This is a genomic window from Pedococcus sp. P2_A3 (assembly GCF_056405035.1).
Genome location: NZ_JBFUCW010000025.1, coordinates 43,935 through 68,544, shown reverse-complemented (window position 1 = coordinate 68,544; position 24,610 = coordinate 43,935). Strand labels below are relative to the sequence as shown.

General features: G+C 71.7%; 21 protein-coding genes. 9 read left to right on the top strand and 12 right to left on the bottom strand.

The window, feature by feature from the left end:
* Window positions 1-29 precede the first annotated feature (29 nt).
* The 3 genes from AC1DX8_RS17855 to AC1DX8_RS17845 all read right to left on the bottom strand — a co-directional run bounded on the left by AC1DX8_RS17855 (window position 30) and on the right by AC1DX8_RS17845 (window position 3,950).
* Window positions 30-1,469 carry an ABC transporter substrate-binding protein gene (locus tag AC1DX8_RS17855; RefSeq protein ID WP_477631292.1) on the bottom strand — a complete coding sequence of 480 codons (1,440 nt, stop codon included), beginning with the start codon at window positions 1,467-1,469 and terminating at the stop codon, window positions 30-32.
* Window positions 1,466-3,100 carry a family 43 glycosylhydrolase gene (locus tag AC1DX8_RS17850; protein WP_477631319.1) on the bottom strand — a complete coding sequence of 545 codons (1,635 nt, stop codon included), beginning with the start codon at window positions 3,098-3,100 and terminating at the stop codon, window positions 1,466-1,468. Before AC1DX8_RS17850 ends, AC1DX8_RS17855 begins: the two co-directional genes overlap by 4 nt.
* A gap of 202 nt (window positions 3,101-3,302) precedes the next feature.
* Window positions 3,303-3,950 (bottom strand): hypothetical protein, encoded by a 648-nt coding sequence (locus tag AC1DX8_RS17845; protein WP_477631291.1) that lies wholly within the window; start codon window positions 3,948-3,950, stop codon window positions 3,303-3,305.
* A 265-nt stretch (window positions 3,951-4,215) separates the two neighbouring features.
* On the opposite strand from AC1DX8_RS17845, the gene AC1DX8_RS17840 reads away from it, so the two are divergent.
* Window positions 4,216-4,830, top strand: a complete 615-nt coding sequence (locus AC1DX8_RS17840; RefSeq protein ID WP_477631290.1) for a sulfocyanin-like copper-binding protein — start codon at window positions 4,216-4,218, stop codon at window positions 4,828-4,830.
* A gap of 29 nt (window positions 4,831-4,859) precedes the next feature.
* On the opposite strand, the gene dnaB is transcribed toward AC1DX8_RS17840, so the two are convergent.
* The gene (gene dnaB / locus AC1DX8_RS17835; RefSeq protein WP_477631289.1) at window positions 4,860-6,239 is read right to left on the bottom strand and encodes a replicative DNA helicase; all 1,380 of its coding nucleotides are present in this window, start codon (window positions 6,237-6,239) and stop codon (window positions 4,860-4,862) included.
* Window positions 6,240-6,637: 398 nt separating this feature from the next.
* On the opposite strand from dnaB, the gene AC1DX8_RS17830 reads away from it, so the two are divergent.
* From AC1DX8_RS17830 to AC1DX8_RS17815, 4 genes are all read left to right on the top strand, one after another.
* A complete protein-coding gene (locus AC1DX8_RS17830; protein ID WP_056921413.1) occupies window positions 6,638-6,910 on the top strand; it encodes a DUF2277 domain-containing protein in 273 nt (90 codons plus the stop codon).
* A gap of 184 nt (window positions 6,911-7,094) precedes the next feature.
* Window positions 7,095-7,835: a hypothetical protein gene (locus AC1DX8_RS17825; RefSeq protein WP_477631288.1), complete on the top strand. Its 741-nt coding sequence runs from the start codon at window positions 7,095-7,097 to the stop codon at window positions 7,833-7,835.
* 73 nt (window positions 7,836-7,908) lie between these two features.
* Window positions 7,909-9,429, top strand: a complete 1,521-nt coding sequence (locus tag AC1DX8_RS17820; protein WP_477631287.1) for a DHA2 family efflux MFS transporter permease subunit — start codon at window positions 7,909-7,911, stop codon at window positions 9,427-9,429.
* 130 nt (window positions 9,430-9,559) lie between these two features.
* Window positions 9,560-10,249 carry a DNA alkylation repair protein gene (locus AC1DX8_RS17815; protein ID WP_477631286.1) on the top strand — a complete coding sequence of 230 codons (690 nt, stop codon included), beginning with the start codon at window positions 9,560-9,562 and terminating at the stop codon, window positions 10,247-10,249.
* On the opposite strand, the gene AC1DX8_RS17810 is transcribed toward AC1DX8_RS17815, so the two are convergent.
* Window positions 10,236-11,435 (bottom strand): MFS transporter, encoded by a 1,200-nt coding sequence (locus tag AC1DX8_RS17810; protein WP_477631285.1) that lies wholly within the window; start codon window positions 11,433-11,435, stop codon window positions 10,236-10,238. The two genes, AC1DX8_RS17815 and AC1DX8_RS17810, sit on opposite strands and share 14 nt — an antisense overlap.
* Window positions 11,428-12,243: a PIG-L family deacetylase gene (locus tag AC1DX8_RS17805; RefSeq protein WP_477631284.1), complete on the bottom strand. Its 816-nt coding sequence runs from the start codon at window positions 12,241-12,243 to the stop codon at window positions 11,428-11,430. The genes AC1DX8_RS17810 and AC1DX8_RS17805 overlap by 8 nt, the downstream gene beginning before the upstream one ends.
* Window positions 12,244-12,332: 89 nt before the next feature.
* Between AC1DX8_RS17805 and AC1DX8_RS17800 the strand changes: the two genes are divergently transcribed.
* The 3 genes from AC1DX8_RS17800 to AC1DX8_RS17790 are packed head-to-tail and all read left to right on the top strand — an operon-like array spanning window position 12,333 to window position 16,832.
* A complete protein-coding gene (locus tag AC1DX8_RS17800) occupies window positions 12,333-14,819 on the top strand; it encodes a beta-glucosidase (protein WP_477631283.1) in 2,487 nt (828 codons plus the stop codon).
* A complete protein-coding gene (locus tag AC1DX8_RS17795) occupies window positions 14,816-15,448 on the top strand; it encodes a TetR/AcrR family transcriptional regulator (RefSeq protein ID WP_477631282.1) in 633 nt (210 codons plus the stop codon). Before AC1DX8_RS17800 ends, AC1DX8_RS17795 begins: the two co-directional genes overlap by 4 nt.
* 34 nt (window positions 15,449-15,482) lie before the next feature.
* Complete coding sequence (locus tag AC1DX8_RS17790; protein ID WP_477631281.1) at window positions 15,483-16,832, top strand: MATE family efflux transporter; 1,350 nt, start codon at window positions 15,483-15,485, stop codon at window positions 16,830-16,832.
* Here AC1DX8_RS17790 and AC1DX8_RS17785 read toward each other — a convergent pair.
* Complete coding sequence (locus AC1DX8_RS17785; protein WP_477631280.1) at window positions 16,829-17,305, bottom strand: hypothetical protein; 477 nt, start codon at window positions 17,303-17,305, stop codon at window positions 16,829-16,831. The two genes, AC1DX8_RS17790 and AC1DX8_RS17785, sit on opposite strands and share 4 nt — an antisense overlap.
* A 609-nt stretch (window positions 17,306-17,914) precedes the next feature.
* On the opposite strand from AC1DX8_RS17785, the gene AC1DX8_RS17780 reads away from it, so the two are divergent.
* Window positions 17,915-18,271 (top strand): hypothetical protein, encoded by a 357-nt coding sequence (locus AC1DX8_RS17780; RefSeq protein WP_477631279.1) that lies wholly within the window; start codon window positions 17,915-17,917, stop codon window positions 18,269-18,271.
* 6 nt (window positions 18,272-18,277) lie between these two features.
* On the opposite strand, the gene AC1DX8_RS17775 is transcribed toward AC1DX8_RS17780, so the two are convergent.
* Genes AC1DX8_RS17775 through iolC form a run of 5 tightly spaced genes read right to left on the bottom strand, consistent with a single transcriptional unit; the run spans window position 18,278 to window position 24,609 of the window.
* On the bottom strand, window positions 18,278-19,801 hold the full coding sequence (locus AC1DX8_RS17775) for a gamma-glutamyltransferase (RefSeq protein ID WP_477631278.1): 1,524 nt from the start codon (window positions 19,799-19,801) through the stop codon (window positions 18,278-18,280).
* Between the two features lie 53 nt (window positions 19,802-19,854).
* Window positions 19,855-21,804: a 3D-(3,5/4)-trihydroxycyclohexane-1,2-dione acylhydrolase (decyclizing) gene (gene iolD, locus AC1DX8_RS17770; protein WP_477631277.1), complete on the bottom strand. Its 1,950-nt coding sequence runs from the start codon at window positions 21,802-21,804 to the stop codon at window positions 19,855-19,857.
* The gene (iolB, locus tag AC1DX8_RS17765; protein WP_477631276.1) at window positions 21,801-22,709 is read right to left on the bottom strand and encodes a 5-deoxy-glucuronate isomerase; all 909 of its coding nucleotides are present in this window, start codon (window positions 22,707-22,709) and stop codon (window positions 21,801-21,803) included. The genes iolD and iolB overlap by 4 nt, the downstream gene beginning before the upstream one ends.
* Entirely contained in the window at window positions 22,706-23,620 is a 915-nt protein-coding gene (locus AC1DX8_RS17760) for a Cgl0159 family (beta/alpha)8-fold protein (protein WP_477631275.1), read from the bottom strand. The genes iolB and AC1DX8_RS17760 overlap by 4 nt, the downstream gene beginning before the upstream one ends.
* Window positions 23,617-24,609: a 5-dehydro-2-deoxygluconokinase gene (gene iolC / locus AC1DX8_RS17755; RefSeq protein WP_477631274.1), complete on the bottom strand. Its 993-nt coding sequence runs from the start codon at window positions 24,607-24,609 to the stop codon at window positions 23,617-23,619. The genes AC1DX8_RS17760 and iolC overlap by 4 nt, the downstream gene beginning before the upstream one ends.
* Window position 24,610: the final 1 nt, after the last annotated feature.

Sequence of the window (24,610 nt, the reverse complement as noted above, 5' to 3'; positions counted from 1 at the left end):
CGGGAGGTCCCGGCCCACCGACGGGGGTGCTACTTGAAGTACTTCGGCGCGTTCTGGGCGAGGGTGGTGTCCATGGTCGAGGTGAACTCGGCCGGCGTCACGTCACCCTGCACGAGCAGCACCAGCTCCTGCTGCAACCTGGTGTTCGTCGTGGGGTCGAGCTGGGTGTCCCAAGGCATCGCGAGCTCGTCACCGACCTTCTCCGCCGTGGAGATCGCCTTGGAGTACAGCGGCGTGGCGTTGGCCGGGACCGTCACCTTGGTGGTGGTGGGGGCCAGCGCACCGGAGGCGGCATACTCCTCTGGGTACTTGGTGAGGGCGAACTTGAGGAAGTCGCGCACCAGGGGGTCATAGGTCTTGGTGTTCACCGCCATGCCGATCCCGGACGGCGCGACGTAGTCGTTGTCCGCGGTCTTGGCGTTGGCGACCGTCGGCAGGGTGAAGAAGTCGACGTCGGCCCGCACTGCCTTGTCGAGCTTGTCGGTGGCCAGGCTGCCCAGCTCCCACGTGCCCATGTTGTAGATCGCGGCCTTGCCGGAGGTGAAGAGGTTCTGCGCGTCGGTGTACCCGACCGAGGAGAAGCCCTTCTGGAAGCAGCCCGACGAGCCGAGCTCACCGAGCCACTTCGCCGCGGTGGCACCTGCCGGGTCGCTGAACTTGGCCTCGCCCTTCTTGAGCTTCCCGACGTACCCGGGACCCTCGAGACGGAAGGGCTGGTAGGCCATGTAGCGCTCCAGGGGCCACTGCTCCTTGCCCGCGAGGGCGATGGGCGTGACTCCCGCCTTGGCGAGAGCACTGCACACGGCCGGGAAGTCGTCGAGGGTTTTGGGGACCTCGACCCCGGCCTTGGCGAAGAGCGCCTTGTTGTACCAGAAGTACTCGGCGCCGTACTCGAAGGGCAGCAGGTAGAGGGAACCGTCGTCGAAGCGTTGGTAGGCCAGGGCGGACGGCCGGTAGCTCTTGTCGAGACCGATGTCCTTCAGGAGCTTCTCGGCATCCACCATCTGGCCCTGCTTGGCGAGCTTCTGGGCGTAGGGCGTGGCATCGGTGTCGAAGAACTCGGGGAGCTTCTTGGCCGCCGCCAGCGTCTCGAGCTTCTGGATGTACGAGGGGCGGTCAGGGGTGGTGATGAACTTGAGCGCGAAGCCCGGGTGCGATGTGGCGTACTCGTCGGCGAGACCCTTCATCACGGTGATGACGGAGCCGTTGGCCGGACGGGACAGCAGCCACGAGATCTCCCGCGGCTTGATCTGGCCGGTGGGGTTGACGTCGCCCGGCGCCGTGCCGGTCGAGCCCCCACCACAGGCGCTCAGGGCCAGCGCGGTGCCTACGGCAGCGGCCAGCAGCGAAGTGTGCAGCTTCCTGCTACGCCCGCCGGCGTTCAGCTTCCTGCTACGCCCGCCGGCGTTCAGCTTCCTGCTACGCCCGCCGGCGTTCAGCTTCCTGCTACGCCCGGAAATGTTCTTCATGGTGCACTCCTTCGTGCAGCGGACCCCGTGGCGCCGGGGTCGGTCGTGGTGAAACGGGAGGGCCAAGCGCGTGCGTCGGGGAGGTCGGTGTCGTCAGTGCCATCGGTGTCGGGAGCGGCATCGGTGTCGTCGGTGCGAGGGCGACTGGGTCCCTCGGTCTGGGAAGGGAGGCGGGAGATGAGCACCGGCGGTCGCTGGCTCAGGTTCGCCTCGACCACCTCGAGGCGCCCCTCCCCCACGAACACGCCCAGGCGCCCACGACGGTGGTCGTAGAGCGGCGTGCTGAGGGTGACCGCGCCGTCGAGGGTGAAGACGGCGAGGTCGTCGTCGACCAGGGCCTCCAGGACGTGCCTGCCCGGGGCCAGGTCGACGGGGCGCTCCAGCTCGACGAACTGGGGCACGTCACCGGAGACCTGCCACTGGGCCTGGCCGGTCGTCCGGCGCGGCCAGCGGTCGAGGACCATGCGTGCGGCGTGGGGCTCCAGCCGCAGCACGTACCCGGTGTCGCCGTCGTCGGAGCAGCGCACCAGGAGTCCGAACTCGCGGGTGCCCTCCTCGACGTCCAGGACGAGCCTGGCGTGGAACTGGCTCGGGGTCTCCCGGTCGGAGACGGTTGCGGCGTAGGAGTCGGGGGCATCGAGCACTCCCTTGGCCAGGCCGAGCTGCGCAGAACGGTCCTCGCTGAAGCTGGCGACCAGCTCCTGCGGCGTTCGCATGGCCAGGGTGCCGTCCTCCCGCTGCACCGCCTCCAGGGTCGACAGGCTCCCGGCCCACTGCCAGGCCCCGTCGTCCTGCTGACCCGCTCGGCTGGCGATCCACCCGAAGAAGAAGCGGCGCCCGTCGCGGGCGGCGGACTTCGCGGCATACCAAGCGCGCCCGTCGAGGGTGTCGTGGGTCGGGACCTGCCACGGGCCCTCGGGGCTCCGAGCCATGCGGTAGCGGGTGACGAAGCGGTCGGAGAACTCGGAGTAGACGAGGTACCACCACTGTCCCCACTGGAAGACCTCGGGGCACTCGTGGGTGATGTACCGGCGCGGGTCCCAGAACGGCTCGGCGGCGCCCCAGGTCACGAGGTCCTCGGACACGCAGCGGGCGATCACGCCACGACGGCGCAGGGGCCCGGCCACGTGCCGCGCCGCGAGGAGCATGTGCCACCGGCCGTCCGGGTGGCGGAATACGAAAGGGTCGCGCCAGTCGGAGGACTCGTACCCGGGCGTCGCCCCGAAGGTGTGGTCGGGGTGCTTGGTCCAGGTGGCCATGCCGTCGTCGCTCGTGGCATGCGCGACCAGCTGCAACGGCAGCCCGTCGTCAGCCAGGACATCCGGGTTCTGCGCCGTGTAGAAGAGGTGGTGACGACCCTGCTCGTCCTGCACGACGCTGCCGGTGTAGCAGTTGTGGTCCTCGGCGGCCGGCTCGCTGCCGGTCGGGAGAACCTCTCCCCGATCGGTGAACGTCACGAGGTCGCGGGTGGTGACGAGGTGCCAGGGCATGCCCGCCGGCGGGTCGTCCCGGCGCTCAAGGAGGTAGTACAGCCAGAACTCGCCGTCCTGCTCGTACGGGATGACGTCGCCCACCCAGGCGCCGGGCGGCCGGTAGAACACCGGCGCGGTCGTCGTCGTGCCCAACTCCATCGAGAGCCTCACTCCATCATGGTTAAACGCTTGATCAGACGGTAGAGGCTGCAGCAGGCTGTGGTCAAGCGTTTAACCAAACTTCTTCAGGACTCTTCGGAAACCCGTGAGCTCGCCCTGCGCGACGCGGCAGACCCGGTCTGCACGGACGAGGCGAGCCCCGGTGCGCAGGAGGTCTCGACGGGTCGCCGGATCGGTTGCGTCAGGGGCACGTGTCGTCGAGTGCGGACAGGTGGGTGCGGGGTCGTCCGGTCGGGTCGAGGCTGACCCGGACGCGCTGGCCGTTCTTCGTGCCAACGTCGAGCGTCGTGTCATCCAGCCAGGCGACGCTCTCGTACGCGTTGGGGTCGTCCGCTCGGACGCAGCCCACGGTCCACTTGCGCGAGAGCAGCCCCGCGTCCTGGTGCACGATCACGATCCGTAGGGGATGGACGACGATCGGGGTGCCGTCGCGGACGACCGCGGTGATCTGGCCATCCGGGGAACGGGCGCTCGACAGGGCAGCGGGGTTCGCCGAGTGCACTGTGTAGGCGCCGAAGCCGAGCACGACGACGAGGGCGGCGAGCAGGGCGCGTAGTCCCCAGACGGGAGCACCACGGCGCTCATCGAACGATGACGCCGCCTGGATCAGCGTGGAGGTGCCGACGAACCAGAACACGGGCGGCAGGGTTCGGTCCACCCAGTAGTAGGTGTCCCCGGCGAAGAAGACCAGGCAAGCGAAGGCGAAGCCCACGCCTGACAACGCGAACAGCCACAGCCGGGTCCGACGACTCCACCTGCTGCGGTCCACGACAAGGGCTGGGCTGGGCTCCGGGACGGCCAGGGGCCGCATCGGTGGATACGCAGTCACCGGGTCATTCTGGACAGGTCACCGAGTCGAGCACACCCGATCTGCCGGTTCCGGCCCGTCCAGCTGAGTCCGGACCGTGCCGTCACCGCGCTCGAGGCGCGTCGCGCTCGCATCCCCGTGGGATCAGGTGCCGTCGGCATCCTGTGCAGCGAGATGAAAGTGTCACCACAGGGGTGCGGAGCCCGATCTCGAGGCACGCCTGACGTGCCACTGCACGGGACCTTTGCCACTGCCGGTCTCCAGCGGTGGCTGTTCCGATGGACACGTGATCACGCAACGTTCCAAGTCTCTCCACGTGCTGGGCATCACGGCGGCCTCGGCGGTCCTGTTTCTCGCAGGGTGCTCATCCGCGGGCCAGGGCAGTGGAGGGATGATGGGCCCTGGCCCAGGGTCGTCGGGCGGAATGATGGGCGGCGACCAGGGCTACCACTACTCGCGCCTGTCTTGTTCAGCGCCTGCGGCATTGCCGGGTGCGACGGTTCAGATCCGGCTCGCCGACATGGGCATGACCCGGATGATGGGTGGAGATGCGCCGATGGGCTCGCGCATGAGTCTGAGCGTGGCACCTGGCTCGACGGCTGCGGGGGCGGTGTCCTTCGTGGCCAGCAACATGGGCTGGCGAACGCATGAACTAGTGGTCATGCCACTGACCGGGACGTCTGCCGCTGGTCAACGCGTACCTGGCCCGGACGGGAGGATCGCGGAGGAGGGAAGCGCTGGCGAGGCATCTGCGTCGTGCGCTGCGGGGTCCGGTGAGGGCATCACCTCTGGTGCGGTTGGGTGGGTGACGCTGACCCTGGCGCCGGGACGCTACGAGTTGGTGTGCAACCTCAAGAACCATTACGCGAACGGGATGTACGAGGAGTTCGACGTTCGCTGACTGACACCAGGCTGCACCCACCGTCCGGGTCAGAAGCCGTCGCGGGCCATGTTGGCGAAGCGGGAGTAGTGGCCCTGGAAGGCGAGCACGATGTCCTTGGTCGGACCGTTACGGTGCTTGGCCACGATCACGTCGGCCTCACCCTCGCGACCCGGGTCGGCCTTGTCGCGGTGGAGCAGGATGACCATGTCGGCGTCCTGCTCGATCGAGCCCGACTCACGCAGGTCGGACATCTGCGGCCGCTTGTCGGTGCGCTGCTCCGGACCACGGTTCAGCTGGCTGATCGCGATGACCGGGACCTCGAGCTCCTTGGCGAGCAGCTTGAGGGCACGAGAGAACTCCGAGACCTCCTGCTGGCGCGACTCGACCTTCTTGCCCGAGCTCATCAGCTGGAGGTAGTCGATGACGACGAGCTTGAGGTTGTGCTGCTGCTTGAGCCGCCGGCACTTGGCGCGGATCTCCATCAGGGACATGTTGGGCGAGTCGTCGATGAACAGCGGCGAGTCGGTGATCTGACCCATGATGCGGGCCAGCTTCTTCCAGCCCGCGTCGCCGATGGTGCCCTTGCGCAGGTCCTGGAGCTGGATCTGGGCCTCGGCCGAGAGCACGCGCATGGTGATCTCGGAGCGGCTCATCTCGAGGGAGAAGACGGCGGTCGCCATCTTGTGCTTGATCGCCGCCGCACGCGCGATGTCGAGTCCCATCGTCGACTTGCCGACGGCGGGTCGGGCCGCGAGCACGATCATCTGGCCGGGGTGCAGGCCGTGGGTCAGCTCGTCGAGCTCGATGAACCCGGTCGGCACCCCGATCATCTCGTCGGTGCGCCCGGCCGCCACCTCGATCTCGTTGAGCGTCTCCTCGAGGATGTCGCCGAGCGCGTGGTAGTCCTCGCCACCCCGCTTGTCGGCGACGGCATACACCTCGGCCTGGGCGGCGTTGACGATGTCCTCGACGTCGCCGTTGCCCTGCTGGTAGCCCAGCTGCACGATGCGGGTGCCGGCCTCGACGAGCCGGCGCAGCACGGCCCGCTCGCTCACGATCTCGGCGTAGTAGCCGGCGTTGGCGGCGGTGGGCACGGCCTGGATCAAGGTGTGCAGGTAGGCCTGGCCCCCCACCCGCTGCAGGTCGCCACGCTTGGACAGCTCGTCGGAGACGGTGATCGCGTCGGCGGGCTCCCCGCGGCCGTAGAGGTCGAGGATCGCGTCGTAGATCAGCTCGTGGGCCGGTCGGTAGAAGTCGGTGCCACGCAGGCCCTCGACACAGTCGGCGATCGCATCCTTAGACAGGAGCATGCCGCCGAGGACGGACTGCTCCGCGTGGACGTCCTGCGGTGGCACCCGCTCGTCACTCGGCGGCGGACCATCGCCACCGGTGCCGAACGCACTCGTGCTCAGCTCCGCAAGAGACACTCGGGCAACTCCCCTGTCACGTTCTCCACGCCCCCGTGGCCGCCAGGGCCACCGGCGACGAACTCCACCTGTGTGATTCGAGTACACCAGTCAGCACCGACAAACTTGCGCCGACACCACCGGGACCCGTGATCGGCACAACGTATGGCCGCCTGCCGCGCAGCTCAAACCAGCCCTGTGGACAGGCTGGGGACAAGGTGTGCGCAACGCCCGGGTGCCTTGTGCACAGTCGGGGGATAACCCTGTGGATTTCGCGACGGTCCGTCCGACCTGAGTGCGCTGACCTGCGGTTTCTTGATCCACGGGGTGTGGACCCAAGAAAGTTCGGGCGTGTCCACGCCGCGCGGTCTTCCACATGACGCACGACACATTCGGCCGTCGCGACGTAGCCTGAGACCATGTGCCGCAACATCCGCCAACTGCACAACTTCGAGCCCGCAGCCACCTCTGACGAGGTCCGTGCCGCCGCCCTCCAGTACGTCCGCAAGGTCAGTGGGAGCACCAAGCCGAGTGCCGCCAACCAGGCCGCGTTCGACGAGGCGGTGGCCGAGGTCGCCCACGCGACCCAGCACCTGCTCGACCACCTCACCACCAGCGCGCCCCCGAAGGACCGCGAGACCGAGGCCGCGAAGGCCCGGGCCCGCGCCCAGGCGCGCTACGGCGCGGCCTGAGCCACCCCTGCGCCACCCCTGCGCCGGCGCCGGAGCCACCCACCTGAGCCACCCACCTGACCCAGCCGACGCGGCATACCTCGTCCTGGGTATGCCGCGTGCATGTGGCGGTCGAGCCCCCACCTCGGCCGGTGGCTGTGGATATCCGGACGGGACGTGACTGGCGCGCTGCCATGGTGGGGCCATGAGCTCACCCGCACCCGAGGCTGGACGCCGTCGCCCCCGCATCACCCACCTCGTCCTCGTCGACGGGCTGCCTGCCGACCACTGGGTGGAGGAGGGCGGCGACGTCGCGGGGCTGGTCCGCGCCCGACCCGGGACCACCTCCAGCAGGAGGACTGCAGCGCTGACCTCGGAGGACGAGCGGCGGGCGGAGGAGCGGCAGTGGCTGGAGGCGCTCGTGGGCGGACCCGCCGCCCTGCTGGCCCTCGACGCGCGGCCGCTCGCGCACCGGCCGCTCGCGCTGCCCCAGCTGGGTCCCGAGCTCACCGGCCGGGCCCGCGCCATCGGCGCGGAGTGCGACCGGCTGGTCCTCGACGCCTTCGACGACGAGGAGCTGGTGATGGCGGTGCGGCGCCTGTGGGAGGCGGTGCTCGCCACCGACCCGGGAACGCTCGGCCGGAGCCCTCGCGACGACACCGCCGTGGGTGGGCTGGTGTGGGCCGCCGCCCGCGCCAACGGGCTGCTCGGACCGGAGGGACGTCTGCTCGCCCGCGACCTGTGGCCGCGGCTCGGCGTACCCGCCTCGGCGGGCGGGCGCGGCGCCGCGATGCTCGACCGGCTGGCCCCCGGTACTGCCCTGCTGGTCGGTCCGCCGGGCGCTCCCCGTCTGCGGGCGACCGGTCGCCCGGAGGCCCTCCTCGCCTCCACCCGGGAGCTCCTGGTCACCCGCCGTGACGAGGTGCTGGCCCGCGGTGCGCGATGAGTTCCGAGGCGGGGGTCGGTCAGTACGGGTGAACACCACCGCCAGCAGCTCCACAGACCAACGAGGACCACCGATGAGCGACGCCACCTGCAGCACGGAGACCGGGCCCGTCAACGATGTCGACGACGTCGACACCGCGAGCGCGGTCGAGGTCGGCGACCCGACCGCCACAGCGACGCCAGAGGTCAATGTCAGCCTGGTGATGCGGATCCTGACCCTGTCCACGTTCGTGGTGATCCTCAACGAGACGATCATGGTCAACGCCATCCCGCGGCTCATGCGCGACTTCGCCGTCCCCGCCACCAGCGCCCAGTGGCTGTCGACCGCGTTCATGCTGACCATGGCCGTCGTGATCCCGGCCACCGGGTGGTTCCTGCAGCGCGTGACCACCCGCACGGCCTACGCGCTCGCGATGGGGCTGTTCCTCACCGGCACGGCGCTCGCCACGGTGGCGCCGAGCTTCGCGGTCCTCCTCGCCGCCCGCGTCGTGCAGGCCAGCGGCACAGCGGTGATGATGCCGCTGCTGATGACGACCATGATGACCCTCGTGCCGCCGCAGGAGCGCGGCACGGTGATGGGCAACGTCACCCTCGTCATGTCGGTGGCGCCGGCGCTCGGGCCGGCGGTCTCCGGCCTGCTGCTGGAGCTCGGCTCGTGGCGGCTCATCTTCGCCGTCGTCCTGCCGATCGCCGGGGTCGTCGGCACGCTGGGGCTCCGCGAGCTGGTCAACATCGGCGAACCCAGCAGCACCCGCATCGACCTGCCGAGCGTCGCCCTGTCCGCATTCGGGTTCGGCGCCCTGGTGTACGGCCTGAGTGGCCTCGGCGAGGGAGCTCGCGCGACGCACACCGTCCCTCCAGCCGTCGTGACCGCCGCGGGCGTCATCGCCCTGGTCGCGTTCGTCCGGCGCCAGCTCGTGCTGCAGCGCGGCAGGGGGGCCTTGCTCGACCTGCGCACCCTGACCTTCGGCCCCTTCGCCGTCTCCCTCGGTCTGATGTGCCTGGCCTTCATGGCGATGATGGGCGCGATGATCCTGCTGCCGCTCTACCTGCAGGACGTGCTGCACCTCAGCACGCTGATGACCGGGCTGCTGCTCATGCCCGGCGGCCTCGTGATGGGGCTGCTCGGGCCGGTCGTCGGCCGCGCCTACGACCGGTTCGGCGCCCCGCGGCTCGTGGTGCCCGGTGCGATCGTGATGGCGGCGACGCTGGCCCTGTTCACGCGGGTCGGCACCGACACCTCACCCTGGCTGCTGCTCGCCGACTACGTCGCCCTGATGGCCTCGCTCGGCCTGGTCTTCACCCCTGTCTTCACCTCGGGGCTGTCGGTGCTGCCCCCACACCTCTACGCCCACGGCAGCGCCGTCCTCGGGTCACTCCAACAGGTGTCTGCGGCGGCCGGCACCGCGATCGTGGTCAGCGTGATGGCCGGCCGCGCCGCTGCGGCGACCGTCGACGGCGCCACTCCCCTCGACGCGTTGAGCACCGGCGTGCGCTGGGGCTTCGGGGTGGGTGCGGTCCTCGCCCTGGGTGTCGTGGCCATCTCGTTCGCCGTCCGCACCCCGGCCCGCGACGAGATGCCGGCCGACCACTAGCGCCCCGCCGGGGTGGCCGGGTCACGGCCCGGCCGCCTCCTGGGCGACCTCGCGGCACCGCGTAGCTCCCTGTGTGTGTGACGACGACGCGACGGCGACAGTCTGACGTGGGAGCAGGCATGCTGGCTCCGTGACACACCCCGTCGTGGCCGCGATCCGGGCAGCGCTCGCTGCCGCCGGCGACCCCGACCGCGCGGTCGCCCAGCAGGCCTACATGAAGTCGCAGATGCCCTACCGCGGCATCACGGCACCACAGCTCAAGACGGTGCTGCGCCCGATCCTGGCCGACCCGGCATACCGGATCAGCGAGCGCCGCGAGTGGGAGCGGGCCGTGCGCGAGCTGTGGGACGGCGCGACGCACCGCGAGGAGAGGTATGCCGCGACGGCGCTCACGGGGCAACGCACCTACCGTGCCTGGCAGGACCCTGACACCGTGCCGCTCTACCGCCACCTGGTCGTCACCGGCGCCTGGTGGGACCTCGTGGACGAGGTGGCGAGCAACCGGATCGGGCCGATCCTGTTGTCCCACAAGGAGGACGTCACTCCCCTGGTCGAGCAGTGGATCGAGCACGAGGACGTGTGGCTGCGGCGCACCGCGATCATCTGCCAGCTGACCTTCAAGGAACGCACCGACCTCGGCTTGCTGCGAGCGGCCATCGAACCCAACCTCGAGGACCCCAGCTTCTGGATCCGCAAGGCCATCGGGTGGGCGCTGCGGCAGTACGCCCGCACCGACCCTGACTGGGTGCGGGCGACGGTCGCCGAGTACGACGACCGGCTGAGCGGGCTCAGCCGACGCGAAGCGCTCAAGCACCTCTGAGGGCGGCGCTCTCGACCGGCCCGCGAACGACGGTGCGGGCGATCGCGAGCGCGACGAGTGAGGCACCCGCCGCGACGAGGAAGGCTCCGCCGATCTGCCCGGAGTCCGACAGCGAACCAGCCGCGGCCGCACCGAGCGACGAGCCGACGAGGAACGCCGAGATCAGCCACGCGAAGGCTTCGGTCGTCGTCCCGGGCGGGGCGAACCGGTCGACCAGCTGGAACACACAGGTGAGGACCGGCGGCAGCCCGAGCCCGCTCCCCACGGTGAGCAGCCCCATCACCCAAGGCGTCGACGGCACGACGGCCAGCGCGGCATACGTGACGGCCAGGACAGCGAGTCCGAGCAGGAGGTCACGGCGCGGGTCGCGGTGGGGGGCGCGCGGGCTGTAGGCGACACCACCGATCAGGGCACCCAGCGCGTTGGCGGCCACCAGCCACGGCGCCAGTCCGCGGTCGCCCACCGACTCGGCGTAGGCGACCAGGGCGACAGCCGGCACCCCGACGGTCAGGCCCACGAGGGCGATCGCGGAGTAGAGCACGCACAGCCGCCGCGAGCGCAGCGGTCCGAGCCAGTGCCGGTCCTCGTGGACGGGGGGCACCCAGGCGCCCGACGCCCGGGAGGCCACGAACCACAGTGTGCCGAGCAGCCCGACGACGCCGGCCGCGACGAGCCCACCACCGTCACCTCCGACCTGCGCGAGCAACACGGCCAACGGACCGAGGACGAAGATCAGCTCCTGCGCCGCCGCGTCGAGGGCAAAGGCCGACGGCACCTGACGGGGTGACAGCACCGACGGCCACAGGGTGCGCAGTGCCGGTTCGAGCGGTGGCGTCGCCAGCCCGGCGACGAGGGCCACGCCGAGCGCACCACCGGACGGCACCCACGGGAGCACCGCGAGCGCCACGGACGAGACCACGCCGCCGATGACGAGCGCCGGTCGCTGTCCGCGCAGGTCCATGACGCGCGACAGCGCCGGCCCGCCCAGGCAGCAGCCGAGCGAGTAGGCCGCGGTGAGCAGCCCGGCCCGCGCGTAGCCGCTGCCGGTGTCGCGGGCGAAGAGGACGAGGGCCAGCGGCACCATGCCGTTGGGCAGTCGTCCGACCAGCGCGGAGAAGAGCAGGCGGGCCACCTGCGGCAGTCGCAGCAGGGCGCCCGGGCCGAGCGAGGGCGCGGGGTCAGTCACCGAACGGCCAGCCGACCTGCATGGTGGGGTGCGCCTCCCGGTCGAGGCCGGGCTCGAGGTAGTGCTCCTTGCCGAAGAAGGTCGCGAAGAACGGCTCGGGCATCGACAGCATCCCCTCGATGTCGGTGGCCTGGCTGCGGTGCGCCTCGAGCGCGGCCCGCCGCTGGGCGAGGTAGCCGGTGGTGTCGACCTGCCAGGTGATCTCGGCCTCCGGGGTGCCGAGCGGGTTGCCGTCGTCCATCGGGCTGTCGGGGTCGAAGGCCTGGTCGCCCGCTCCGGCTGCCACCGCCGCCTGGAACACCCCCCGGACGATGTCGCGGTTCATCGTCGACTCCAGCAACCGGGGTCGTCGGGCGGCGAGCTCGGCGGCGCGGTGGACGACGGCGTGGACCTTGACGTGGTCGGGGTGGCCGTAGCCGCCGTGCCAGTCGTAGCCCACGAGGACGTCGGCATCCTCCTCGTCGAGGATCACGGCCAACCGCCCGGCCGCTTCGTCGACGTCGGCCCCGTGGAACGCGTTGTCGTGGGAGTTCTGGTCCCACCCACGCATGCCCGAGTCGGCGTAGCCCAGCCACGCGATGCGCTGCACCCCGAGGGCGTCGGCGCTGGCCTGCGCCTCACGACGGCGCCAGTGGACGAGCGTCTCCCCCTCGGGCAGACCGTCTGTGGGGAGCTCGCCGTGGTCGCCGTTGGTGGCGAACACGGTGACGACGCGGTGGCCCTCGGCGACTGCTCGGGCCATCGCGCCCGCGGTCTGCGAGGCCTCGTCGTCGGGGTGGGCACCTACAGGTGCCGTGTTGTCGAGCAACGGCCGTGTTGCGGGGGGAAGCGTCTCAACCGGCGAAATAGTTAGTCCTATCTATTTACCCGAAGCAGCGCCGTGGCCAGACTGACCGGGTGACCACCACCGACTTCTCCCCCCTCGTTGCCCGGCTCGACCTCGAGACCAAGGTGCGACTCCTGACCGGCGCCACGTCCTTCACCCTCCACGGCGACGACTCGATCGGCCTCGCGCCGATGGCCTTCTCCGACGGGCCCACCGGCGTGCGCGGGCTGAAGTTCGTGGGTGGCGACCACGTGGCCCTCTTCCCCAACGCGACCCTGCTCGCGAGCGCCTGGAGCGAGGCGACCGCCCACGAGGTCGGGGAGATGCTCGCCGAGGAGGCGGAGCGCCAGCAGATCCACGTCGTCCTCGGCCCGACCATCAACCTGCACCGCTCACCCCTGGGCGGCCGGCTCTTCGAGGCCTACTCCGAGGACCCGCTGCTCACCGGCCGGCTCGCCGCGGCATACGTGCAGGGCTTGCAGGGCAAGGGGATCGGCGCGTGCCTCAAGCATCTCGTCGCCAACGAATCGGAGACGCTGCGCAACTACATGAACTCGGTCGTGACCGAGGACGTGCTGCGCGAGGTCTACCTCCTGCCGTTCGAGATCGCGGTCGAGGAGTCGCAACCGTGGTCGATCATGGCGGCGTACAACGACGTCAACGGGGTGCCCGCCACCGAGCAGGCCCACGTCAACACCGAGATCGTGAAGGACGAGTGGGGCTGGGACGGCCTGCTCATGAGCGACTGGTTCGCGACCAAGACCTCGGCGCCGGCGGCCCTCGGCGGTCTCGACCTCGTCATGCCCGGCCCCGACGGGCCGTGGGGCGAGGCCCTGGTGGCCGACGTGCGCTCCGGCGCCGTGGACGAGTCCGTCATCGACGAGCACGTATGCCGCCTGCTCCTGCTCGCGCAGCGCGTCGGAGCCCTCGCGGAGCCCGGGTCAGACGACGCGCTCCGCGCGTGGCCGACCAGCTCGCTGGCCGCCGACGCACCCGAACGCCGTGCGCAGCTGCGCCGGCTCGCCACCGACGGCATGGTCGTGCTGAGCAACGACGGAGTGCTGCCGCTGACCGACGGCTCGGGCTCGGTCGCGCTCATCGGACGCCACGCGGTCGAGACCGTCTGTATGGGTGGCGGCTCGGCCCAGGTCAACCCTCCCCACCAGGTCTCCATCGCCGAGGGCCTTCGCGAGCAGCTCGGCGACCGACTCGTCGTCGTCGATGGCGTGGCCGTGCGCCAGAGCCCGCTGCCGGCTACGCCCGACGCCATCCAGGACCCCTCGACCGGCGAGCCGGGGATGCGGGTCGAGCACATCGATGCGGACGGCGTCGTGATGCTCGAGGAGCACGTCGACGGGGCCGAGGTCACCACGGGGTGGGACGACACCCTCCCGCGGCAGACCGAGCAGCTGCGGCTCAGCGCCCACCTCGCCAGTGGCGGCCGGGTGCGGGTGGGGGTCAAGGGAGCGGGGTCCTGGCGGGTCAGTGTGGACGGCACCGAGATCGGCCACGCCGACCTGGTGTCCAGCGGCGCCGACCCCGGCGAGGCCATGTTCAAGCCCCCGGTCTGGACCGCCGACCTCGACGCGGCGGCCGGAGCGCTGGTCGAGGCCGAGCTCACCGTGGTGCGCTCGGAGCCGCAGCCCGGTCCCGACGGCAAGCTCAGCACCCTCTCGCACATCCTCGCCTCCGGGATGGGCACCAAGACCCTGGTCGTCGCGCCCGTGCCGGCCCCGGTCGAGGAGACGCTCGCCGCGGCGACCGCGGCTGCACGGGACGCGGACGTCGCGGTCGTGGTCGTCGGCCTCACCCCCGAACAGGAGACCGAGGGCAGCGACAAGACCACACTCTCGCTTCCGGGTGAGCAGGACGCGTTGGTCCGCGCCGTCGCTGCGGCGGCCACGCGGACGGTCGTCGTGGTGAACAGCGCCACGCCGGTGCTCATGCCGTGGGCCGACGAGGTCGACGCGATCCTCGTCGTGGGGTTGCCCGGGCAGGAGGGTGGGCACGCCGTCGCCGATGCCCTGCTCGGGGTCCGGGAGCCCGCCGGACGGCTGGTCACCAGCTGGCCCGCAGCCGACGGCGCCGCGCCCGCCTGGACCGTCGAGCCGACCGACCTGCAGCTCGACTACGACGACGGCACCTTCATCGGCTACCGCGGGTTCCACGCCGGCCGCGCCCCAGCTCCGGCGCACTGGCTCGGTGCGGGCGAGGGCTACGCGACCTGGGACTACACGGAGGCGTCGCTGGCGGGCCCCGGGTCTGCCGGCTCACCGACGGTGTCGGTGACGGTGCGCAACACGGCCGGGCGCGACTCGCGTGAGCTCGTGCAGGTCTACCTCCAGCCCTCCGAGACCGACCAGCCCGTGCGGCTCGTCGGCTGGTCGACCGTCGACGTCCCGGCCGGGGAGTCGGCGACGGTCGAGGTCACCACCGACGCACGGCTGTGGCGGCGCTGGGACACCACCGCCGACGGCTGGTCGACCCTGGCGGCAGGGGGCGAGCTGCTGGTCGCCCGCGGACTCGGCGACATCCGCTTCCGCCTCCCCTTGTCTTGAGCGCACCCCGCCGGGGCCGCGGCCGACCCCGAGGGCCGGGCGGTGAGGCGACCGCAGCCACCCGGGAGCGGATCGTCTCGGCCGCCGCCGACCTCTTCGCCGAGCGCGGCTTCCACGCGACCGCCATGACCGCCGTGGCGGAGGCGTCGGGGCTCTCGCAGAGCGGACTGCTCCACCACTTCCCGACCAAGGTGGGGCTCCTGGCGGAGGTGCTGCGGGAGCGTGACGTGCGCGACCTCGCCATGCTCGCCACGACGCGCGACCACCCCCCGCGGGGCTGGGAGGTGTGGGAGGACATGACCACCCTGGTCCGGCTCAACAGCGACCGCGAAGCCCTGGTGCGCCTCTTCACCAGCCTCGCGGGCGAGGCCGTCGACCCCGAGCACCCCGGCCACGGCTGGCTGGTGGAGCACCACCGCAGCGCCGTCGCTGCCCTCACCCGGGCGCTGCACGACGCCGTCACGGACGGGACCGCAGACCCCGCCGTCCCCGCCGAGAGCCTCGCCCGACAGGCGGTCGCCCTCATGGACGGACTGCAGGTGCAGTGGTTGACGCGACCCGACGACGTCGACATGGCTGGCGACTTCGCGTCGTTCGTCGACGGCGTGCGTGACCGCTGGACGCCCTGACCCAACCACGACCGGGCCCGGCTACCGTGGCGCGGTGAGCCCGAGCCCCCGCGACGCGGCGCACAGCCGCGAGATCCTCCGGCTGGCCGTTCCCGCGTTCCTCGCCCTCGTCGCCGAGCCGCTCTTCCTGCTGGCCGACTCCGCGATCATCGGCCACCTCGGCACCGCCCAGCTGGCCGGGCTCGGGGTCGCCAGCGCGACGCTCATCACCGCAGCCAACATCTTCGTGTTCCTCGCCTACGGCACCACCTCGATCGTCGCCCGCCAGATCGGGGCCGGCAGCCAGCGCGGCGCCCTCGAGGCCGGCATCGACGGCACCTGGCTGGCCGTCGGGCTCGGTGCCCTCACGTCCGTGGGCGTCGCCGTGGCGGCGGAGCCCCTGTGTCGCGTCTTCGGCGCCTCACCCGACGCGATCGGGTATGCCGTGACGTACCTTCGCATCTCGGCCCTCGGCATCCCCGCGATGCTCGTGGCGCTCGCCGCAACCGGCGTGCTGCGCGGGTTGCAGGACACCCGGACGCCACTCGTGGCCTCGGTGGCCGGGTTCTCCGCCAACATCGTGCTCAACCTGGCCTTGGTCTTCGGGCTCGGCTGGGGCATCGCGGGCTCCGCGTGGGGCACCGTCATCGCCCAGACGGGGATGGCCGCCGGACTCGTGACGGTCATGGTCCGCCACGCCCGCCGCGCGGGCGCGGGTCTCCACGCGCACCCTGGACGGGTGCTGCGGGCCGCGCTGACCGGCATACCCCTGCTCGTGCGCACCCTCGCGCTGCGCGCCATCATCCTGCTCACCACCTGGGTCGCCGCGGGGCTCGGCGACGTGCCGCTGGCGTCACACCAGGTGGCAGCCACCGTCTGGACGTTCCTCGCCTTCGCCCTCGACGCGCTCGCCATCGCCGCGCAGGCGATCACCGGGCGCGCGCTCGGAGCCGGTGAGGTCGCGGCCGCCCGCGCGGCCACGACGACGATGATCCGGTGGGGGGTCTGGGGCGGCGCAGTGCTCGGGCTCCTCGTCCTGGCGGTCCACTCGTTCCTGCCTGCCCTCTTCACGACCGACCCAGCCGTGCGGACCGCGCTCTCGGCGGCACTGGTCGTGGTGGCCCTCGGCCAGCCGCTGTCCGGCTTCGTGTTCGTCGTCGACGGGGTGCTGATCGGCACCGGCGACGGCCTCTGGCTCGCCAAGGCGATGGCCGCCACGCTCGTGCTCTACCTGCCGCTCGCCCTGTGGGTGCACGCCAGCGGTGACGCCCTCGTGGCCGACGGAGCCCCTCGTGCCGTGACCGTCCTGTGGGTCGTGTTCACGGCCTTCATGGCGATCCGCGCGGTGTTCTTCTGGTGGCGCATCCGTGGTGACGCGTGGGCGGTCACCGGCGCCGCCCGCTAGGCCCCGGGGTCGAGCAGGGGCAGGAGGCCGGACAGCCGCGCCCACGTCGTGGGGAAGACGGTGGCGGCCACGTGGACGGCGATCAGCGGCGCTGACCCACCGGTGAGGCGGACCCGGGGGTTGATGCCGACCGGGTGCAGGTCGAGGCACCACTGTCCGTCCGTCAGGCCCAGCTGGAGGTTCTCCAGGTCCATGTGCCACAGGCTCACCCCTCCGGGGCGCGGCTGGCCGACGAGGATGCGCAGGGTGGTGACGACGACCTGGACCGGCGACCAGTCGCCCCGCGATGGTGACCGCCGGCTGCCGCACCACTGCTCGAAGTGCGCTTCCGTCTCGAGCGTCGCGTCCTCCCCGTCCAGCAGTCCCGTCCCCACGAGCCGGGGTAGCGGTCGTCCCCCTCGGAGTCGGTCCGCCAGCACGACGGCATCGACCCACGCGGTCTCGACGACTGGTGCGGTGGTGCTCTCTGCCATGGATGGGTGGGCCCTCCCCCGAGGTCTCCGTGCTCGAGGTGAGACCCGGTGCCGGCCGTTACGTGACGTCGCGGGCTCAGGAGGAGCGAGTGACGGCTGACCACCGTCACGAGATTCCCGGCCGCCGGTCTAGGTGGGTGCGTGCGAACACCAAGGAGGTGGGTATGCGTCCTGTCCGCCGGGGCCCAGCCGGTCGAGGTGGTGTCGATGACTGCCGTTGAGCGAACCAGCCCTGTCGTCGGCCTGGACAGCACCGTCGTCGAACCGGAGGGGTCCCCCCTTCGCCACCTCCGTCCGGGTGCAGCGCCATGGCTTCGTCCCAGCGGTCGATGGGCCCTCGCGCGTCAGCGCATCCTCGTCCTCGACGGGCCTCGACAGCGCCGGGTCGCGCGACGCTGGGGTACGGCCTGGTCGCACCACCACCCCTCCGGCGTCGAGGGGTGGTTGCTGCTCATCCCCGACACCAGCTCACCGCACCAGTGCCGCGTGGAGCTCCTGCACCCAGGACGCGAGAGTCGAGGCCCCCGGCCTGAGCTCGGGGGGACAGCTGATGACCACGGGCTCGCTGCTGCACCGCGGGTGCCCGGGCCGACGGACCGTCCCGGCTTCATGGTTCTCCGAGTCGGGCAGGACCAGCTCCGGATCCGCCGTGTCGGCTTCCCCCAGCTCCAGCAGGACACGGAGGCCATCGAGACGATGATCCTGCGGCTCCAGGCCGCCCTCTGCCCCGGCCTTCCTGTCGTGGTGGAGGGTCTCTTCGACCAGGCGAGCCTGCTGTGGTTCGAGGGCCTGGCCGGCCAGCACCCCGACTGGTGGCTGTCCTGGCGTCCGGGCGGCACGACCGGTCACGCCTTGCGAATGGTCCGGGACACCGGGGACATCCCGCTCCGGGCCCCCGCGCCCCACTCGGCCGCCCGACCTCCGCGACCCAGTGGTCGACCCCACCTGCCGCCGCGAGGTGGTTAGGGGGCTTCAGGACACGCGGGTGGCTGCCTCGCGGCGCGGGTCGCCGGCCGCCTCGAGGGATCCGTCCGACAGTCGCCAGGCAGCGCCGACCCCGCCGAAGAACATCGACGTCGCTCCGTGCGAGAACGACTGCAGCCCAAGGCTCTCGATGGCGGCCGTGATCTCCGGGGCGTCCTCGTGGTCGACCCGCGGGCTGCCGTCGTCCAGGATCCGCACGTGCACCCGAGGTGCGTCGATCGCCTCCTGCATCGGGGTGCCGGTGAGGCAGTGGCGGCCGAGCACCTGCATGAGCGCCGTGGTGATGCGGTCGGCCCCCGGGCTCCCGATCGCGAGCGCCGACCCCGACGACGACCGAGCGACCGACGGCGCCATGTTGGACGCCAGCCGCGTGCCCGGAGCGAGCGCGTGCAGCCCCAGCCGGTTGAGCTCCGGCTCGCCGAGGCAGTTGTTGAGCATCAGTCCGGTGCCGGGCACCGTTGCGCCGGAACCGTATCCGCTCGACGCCGTGATCGCGCAGACGGTGCCGTCGCTGTCGACCGCCGACACGTGTGCGGTCGACGACGAGGTCGGCAGGCCGGCCAGCCCGTTGCGGTCGATCGACTCCAGCAGGGCGTAGCCGTCCTCCTCCAGGTCGGTCGACAGGTCGTGCACCTGGTGACGGAACGACAGCACCCGGTGCTGGATGTCGATGATCCGTGACCAGTCCCACCCCGCGGCAGCGAGCTCGCGCAACATCACGGCCAGCATCGGGCCACCGACCGACGGCGGGGGGTTGAGGGCCAGGTCCCAGTCCCCGAGCGCCAGCCGCAGCGGCGTCCGGACCACCGCCCGGTATGCCGCGAGGTCGGCCGCCGTGACCAACCCACCGCGGGCGTGCATGTCCGCTGCGATCCGGGCCGCGAGGTCACCCGTGTAGAGCGACCGGGCACCCTCCACGGAGATCTGCTCGAGCGTGTCGGCGAGGTCGGGGTTGGTGACCCGCTGACCGGCCGTCACCACGGCACCATCGGCGCCGCGCACCAGCGGGCGGGTGTGCTCGTCCCAGCCGAAGACCGAGTCGCCGGTGATCGCCAGGTAGCTCGCTGCGGCGCCGCCGACGGGGTACCCGGTGCGCGCCGCGTCGATGCTCGGGGCCAACACCTCGCGCCACGGGGCCGACCCGTGCCGGTCGTGCGCGATGCCGAGGGCCGCGAAGGCGCCGGGCGTCGCGACCGAGCCGTGGCCGGCATACAGGGTCAGTCCGCCGCCGTAGGAGGTGCGCACCTCGCGCAACCCGTCACCGAAGCGGTCGGGGTCCTGTCCACGGCCCGGCATCTCGACGTTGCCGTCGACCAGCTCGGGGTCGCCACCCGCCGGCCAGATGCTCACGAACGCACCCCCGGCCACCGAGACGATGCCCGGTTCGGTGGTCATCGCCGACACCATGGCGGCGATGGCGGCGTCGACCGCATTTCCGCCGGCAGCGGCCGCGGCCAGCCCGGCGTCCGCAGACGCGGGACCGGTCGCCGCGATCGCCACGCGTCTGTCCATGCGCTCGATTCTGTCCCATGGCCCCGCGGGGTGCCACGGCTGCCGCAGTCCGCCTAGGGAGTGGACGGGCTCTCGGTCGGGGTCACGAGCGGCCGCTGGTGGGCCTTGTGCCCCAGGTATGCCGCGTGCGCGGCCCGGGTGCTCTCCAGCTCACTCACCTGCGCCACGGGCACGTCCCACCACGAGCCGCTGCCGGGGGCGTGGACGGTGGGGTCGGTCTGCACGTGGATGACGACCGGCCCGGGGTGCCCCGACGCCTTCGCCGCCCGCACGGCGTCCTCGAGCTCGGCCCGGGAGTGCACCTCGATGACGTGGGCGCCGAGGCTGCGTGCGTTGGCGGCGAGGTCGACCGGCAGCGCGTCGCCGTCCAGCCGGCCGGAGGTGTCGTCCCGATAGCGGTAGCGGGTGCCGAACCGTTGCGAGCCGAGGCTCTCCGACAGTGAGCCGATCGAGTGGAACCCGTGGTTCTGCACCAGCACGACGATGAGCTTGACCCGCTCCTGCACCGCGGTGACGAGCTCGGTCGGCATCATCAGGTAGCCACCGTCGCCGACCATCGCGAACACGTCGCGGGTCTCGTCGGCAAGGCGCACGCCGATCGCGGCCGGGATCTCGTAGCCCATGCAGGAGTAGCCGTACTCGACGTGGTAGCCCTTCCGGTCGCGGACCCGCCACAGCTTGTGCAGGTCGCCGGGCATCGACCCGGCGGCGCAGAGCACGACGTCGCGGGGGTCGGAGAGCTCGTTGACCACCCCCAGCACCTCGCCCTGGGTGAGCACCCCGTCGGCGAGCGGGTCGGTCACTGCAGCCGCAGGGTGGTAGGCCGCGTCGACCTGGGCGTCCCAGTCCGACCAGAGCTCGGCCTGGCGCCTGCGGAGCTCGGCACCCACGTCGTGCCCCGCAAGGGCAGCCGTCAGGGCGGTCAGCGCCTCCCGCGCGTCCGCGACCACCGACAGGCCACCCTGCTTGCCGGCATCGACGGGGGCCACATTGAGGTTGACGAAGCGAACTCCGTTGTCCTGGAAGGCGCTTCGCGATGCCGTGGTGAAGTCCGACCACCGGGTGCCGACGCCGATGACGACATCGGCCTCGGCGGCCAGGGCGTTGGCTGCGGTCGTGCCGGTCGATCCGATGGCTCCCACGAGCTGGGGGTGGCCGTGGAGGAGCGAGCCCTTGCCGGCCTGCGTCTCGGCGACCGGAATCCCGGTGGCGGCGCAGAAGTCGACGAGCGCCTCCTCCGCACCGGAGTAGTGGACGCCGCCACCCGCGACCAGCAGCGGGCGCCGGGCTGAGCGGATGAGGTCTGCGGCTGCGGCGATGCGCGACGCCTCGGCCGGGGGCCGGGCGATGTGCCAGGTGCGCTCGGCGAAGAGCTCCACCGGCCAGTCGAAGGCCTCGGCCTGCACGTCCTGCGGCAGCGCCACCGTCACCGCGCCGGTCTCCACCGGGTCGGTGAGGGTGCGCATCGCGCCGAGCAGCGCAGAGGGCAGCTGCTCGGGTCGGTTCACGCGGTCGAAGAACTTCGAGAGCGGGCGGAAGGCGTCGTTGACGGTGACGTCCGCGGCATACGGCTGCTCGAGCTCCTGGAGCACCGGGGCGGAGACGCGCGTGGCAAAGGTGCCCGAGGGCAGCAGCAGCACCGGGATCCGGTTGATCGTCGCCAGTGCCGCTCCGGTCAGCATGTTCGTCGAGCCGGGACCGACCGAAGCCGTGCACACCCAGGTCTGCAGGCGGTCGCGCTGGCGGGCGTAACCCACGGCGGTGTGCACCATGGCCTGTTCGTTGCGGGCGAGCACGTAGGGCAGCGGGTTGTCGCCCTCGCGTCCTTCGAAGGCGAGCTCCTGCTGGAGCAGCGCCTGCCCCACCCCGGCGACGTTGCCGTGCCCGAAGATGCCCAGGCAGCCGGCGAAGAGCCGCTGCCGCTCGCCGTCGCGTTCGCTCCACTGCTGGCCGAGGAACCGCACCACCGCCTGGCCGACGGTCAGCCGCACCGTGTCGCTCATCTGTCGTCTCCCAAGGGAAGTCGAGGGTCCACGGCCTGGGTCGCCCACGTGTCGCGCACCCAGGTGTGGGCCGGGTCGTCACAGATCATCCACGCCCGCTCGGGACCCGGGCCAGCCATGACGTTGAGGTAGTAGAGGTGGGCCGTCGGCGTCGCCATCGACGGACCGTGCCAACCGTGCGGGACGAGCACCACGTCACCGGTGCGCACCTCGGCCAACACGTCGATGGGCCGGTCTGCCGTGCCATACACCCGTTGGTAGCCAACAGGATCCGCGGCCTCGGGCGCGCCGTCGAGCGACCGCACCTCGAAGTAGTAGATCTCCTCGAGCTGAGTCTCGACCCCGGGTCGGAGCTCGTCGTGCTTGTGCGGCGGGTAGGAGCTCCAGTTGCCCGCGGGCGTCACCACCTCGCAGGCGATGATGGCATCAGCCTCGAGCACGCCGGGCACGCCGAAGTTGCGCACCTCGCGACTCGAGGCACCCGCCCCCCTCAGCTCGACCGGCACCTGCGCGGCAGGCACCACCGCCACAGCCGGGGTATGCCGGTTGCGCGCCTTCGCGCCGCACACTGCCACGCGGGCCGGGCCGCCCTCCGCGACGACCGTGAGGCCCAGGTCGCGCGTGAGGTACGCGACGTCGGTCGGTCCGGCGAAGACGTGCTCGCGTCCGGCGAGGACGACGTCGTCGTGCCCCTCCGACCTGACCCGGACCGACCCGCTCAGCGGGACCACCACGTGCTCCCACTCCCCGGCCGCGATGGTCCGTTCCTCCCCGGGCGAGAGCGCGCCGACGGCCAGGCTGGTGTGCTGCCAACCCTGCGCCGAGTCGTCCACGACGACCTGCCAGCCGTCGGTCGAGGCCGACCCGAGCGGCAGCACCCACCGCGCGTTGTCTGCCCCGCTCACGGGCGACCCCCGTGCACGAGCTCGCCGGCGATGTCGACCGCAGCGGCGACGTCGCCGTCCGCTGGGTACAGCAGGGCCCGACCCACCACGAGCCCGCGCACTGCAGGCAGCGTCAGGGCCTGGCCCCAGGAGGCATAGGTGTCGTCCGGGTCTCCTTGCGGGTCACCCCCGAGCAGCAGGGTCGGCAGGGTGGTCGCGTCCATGACCCGCTCGAGCTCGTCGACGACCGGGAGCTTGAGCCAGGTGTGGGCGCTCGAGCCACCCAGGCCCGCGGCGATGTGGATCGAGCGGATCGTCGAGTCGGGGTCGAGCAGGTTGACCACCCTGCCGTCACGCCGCTCGCAGAGGAACGGCTCGATCATCGCCATCAGGCCTCGCTCCGCGAGGTCGTTGACCGCGGCGGCCGTCGCCTCCAGGGTGGCGACCGTGCCCGGGTCGTCGTAGCAGATGCGGGTCAGCGTCTTGCCACCGTCGAGGCCGCACGCCTCGATGTCCTGGGCCCGGTAGGCGGTGAACCGGTCGTCCAGCTCGAAGCTGGCGCCCTGCAGGCCGCCCCGGTTCATCGAGCCGACCACGACCTTGTCCTCCAGCGCACCCAGCAGCAGCAGGTCGTCGAGGATGTCGGGGGTGCCGAGCACGCCGTCGACGCCCGGCCGGGACACGGCGGTGACCAGGCGTTCGAGGAGGTCGTGCCGGCTGGCCATGGCCCTCGGGTCGTTCCGCACCCCGAGGGCTCCTCGGGCCGGGTGGTCGGCAGCCACGAGGAGCAGCCGGCCGTCGGCCGGTAGCAGGTCGGGGCGGCTCCGCGAGGCCCAGGCCTGCCCGATGCCCTGGGGGCGGGTGGCCCGCAGCTCGGTCAGCTGGGCCACGTCGACGGACCCGGCCACCGGGGCGATCCCCTGGCCGCTCATCGGACCGCGTCCGCTCGTCCGGCGTCCGCGAGGGTCCCCAGCACCTCCGCCGTCGTCGGCATCGCACTGGAGCACTCGAGGTGGGAGGCCACGATCGCGCCCGCCACGTTGGCGAACTCGATGACGCGACGCAGGTCCCAGCCCTCGAGCAACCCGTGCACGAGCGCTCCTCCAAACGCATCGCCGGCTCCGAGGCCGTTGACGACCGTCACGGGAAACGGCGCCACCTCGACACGCTCCTCGGCAGTGGCCGCCAACACCCCCTTGGGTCCCTGCTTCACGACGGCCAGCTCGACCCCTCGCTCGAGCAGGGCGTCGGCCGCACGCTGAGGGTCGGTCTCGCCCACCGCCACCTCGCACTCCTCCCGGTTGCCGACGGCCACGGTGACCTGCTCGAGGGCGCGGCCCACCTGGGCGCTGGCCTCGGCGGGGTCCGGCCAGAACATCGGCCGGTAGTCGAGGTCGAGCACGGTGTGCCGCCTCCGGGCCCGGGCCTCCCAGGCGGCGAAGTGGGACGAGCGGCTCGGCTCCTGCGAGAGGCCGGTGACGGTCGACCAGTAGACCCGGGTGTCGCGGATCGCGTCGAGGGGGAGGTCGTCCGCCTCGATCATCAGGTCGGGGGCCGTGGGGTAGCGGTAGAAGTAGAGCGGGAAGTCGTCGGGCGGGAAGACCTCGCAGAACGTGACCGGGGTCGGCGGGCCGTCGACCGGTGCGACGAACCTGTCGTCGACGCCGAAGTCCCGCAGAGCCCGGTGGATGTAGCGCCCGAACGCATCCGCCCCGGTCCGCGTGACCAGCGCGACATCGCGACCGTGGCGCGCAGCGGCCACCGCGACATTGGTGGCGGTACCGCCGAGGAACTTCTGGAACGTCTCGACATCCTCGAGCCCGACGCCGAACTGCAGCGGGTAGATGTCCACCCCGGTGCGACCCATCGCGATCAGGTCGTAGGCACCCTCGTGCACCCCGCCTGCGGTGGTGTCTCCCACG